Genomic DNA, 1,781 nt, shown 5'->3' with positions numbered 1-1,781 from the left:
GTTATTTTAAATAGTTTTATTGTTAATTTTAAATATATCAATTATTTCAACGTCAATCTTTGATATCTAAACAAGTGATCAAGAGCCATTTAAAACTTTCTTATATATAAGTTTTAAATCATTCACTTCATTATTTTATTTATTTTTTAATTTTTCATAATTAAAAAATAATCATTTAAATTATGGAGAGTTTGATCCTGGCTCAGAGTGAACGCTGGCGGCGTGCCTAACACATGCAAGTCGAACGATGAAGTCTAGCTTGCTAGACGGATTAGTGGCGCACGGGTGAGTAATGTATAGCTAACTTGCCCCTTACAAGAGGACAACACTTAGAAATGAGTGCTAATACTCTATACTCCGCTCTAACATAAGTTAGGGTGGGAAAGTTTTTCGGTAAGGGATAGGGCTATATTGTATCAGCTAGTTGGTAAGGTAATGGCTTACCAAGGCTATGACGCATATCTGGTCTTAGAGGATGATCAGACACACTGGAACTGAGACACGGTCCAGACTCCTACGGGAGGCAGCAGTGGGGAATATTGCTCAATGGGGGAAACCCTGAAGCAGCAACGCCGCGTGGAGGATGACACTTTTCGGAGCGTAAACTCCTTTTTTACAAGAAGAATACTGACTGTATTGTAAGAATAAGCACCGGCTAACTCCGTGCCAGCAGCCGCGGTAATACGGAGGGTGCAAGCGTTACTCGGAATCACTGGGCGTAAAGGGCGCGTAGGCGGAGTAGTAAGTTGGATGTGAAATCTAATGGCTTAACCATTAAACTGCATTCAAAACTGCTATTCTAGAGTAAGGGAGAGGCAGATGGAATTAGTAGTGTAGGGGTAAAATCCGTAGATATTACTAAGAATGCCAATTGCGAAAGCGATCTGCTAGAACTTAACTGACGCTAAGGCGCGAAAGCGTGGGGAGCAAACAGGATTAGATACCCTGGTAGTCCACGCCCTAAACGATGTATGCTAGTTGTTGGAATGCTAGTCATTTCAGTAATGCACCTAACGGATTAAGCATACCGCCTGGGGAGTACGGTCGCAAGATTAAAACTCAAAGGAATAGACGGGGACCCGCACAAGCGGTGGAGCATGTGGTTTAATTCGAAGATACGCGAAGAACCTTACCTGGGCTTGATATCCTAAGAACCTTGTAGAGATACGAGGGTGCTAGCTTGCTAGAACTTAGAGACAGGTGCTGCACGGCTGTCGTCAGCTCGTGTCGTGAGATGTTGGGTTAAGTCCCGCAACGAGCGCAACCCACGTATTTAGTTGCTAACAGTTCGGCTGAGCACTCTAAATAGACTGCCTTCGCAAGGAGGAGGAAGGTGTGGACGACGTCAAGTCATCATGGCCCTTATGCCCAGGGCTACACACGTGCTACAATGGCATATACAATGAGAAGCAATACCGCGAGGTGGAGCAAATCTATAAAATATGTCTTAGTTCGGATTGTTCTCTGCAACTCGAGAGCATGAAGCCGGAATCGCTAGTAATCGTAAATCAGCTATGTTACGGTGAATACGTTCCCGGGTCTTGTACTCACCGCCCGTCACACCATGGGAGTTGATTGTGCTTTAAGTCGGAATACTAAACTAGTTACCGCCCACAGCAAAATCAGCGACTGGGGTGAAGTCGTAACAAGGTAACCGTAGGAGAACCTGCGGTTGGATCACCTCCTTTCTAGAGTACATACTCTTTAACTCACACTAAAGAGTAATAATAAATATTTCAAGAGCTCTTGAGAGCTTGTTTGGATATCAAAGGTTGAAATGA

1 rRNA gene is annotated in these 1,781 nt (G+C 43.9%); it reads left to right on the top strand.

Annotated elements, in window-relative coordinates:
- Positions 1–179 precede the first annotated feature (179 nt).
- Positions 180–1,688, top strand: a 16S ribosomal RNA gene (locus AVBRAN9334_RS10045).
- The last annotated feature ends 93 nt before the right edge of the window (positions 1,689–1,781 follow it).

The sequence above is a fragment of the Campylobacter sp. RM9334 genome (assembly GCF_020138145.1).
Classification (GTDB): domain Bacteria; phylum Campylobacterota; class Campylobacteria; order Campylobacterales; family Campylobacteraceae; genus Campylobacter_E.
The sequence above is the reverse complement of the archived record's forward strand: the minus strand, read 5'-3'. Positions and strand labels throughout refer to the sequence as shown.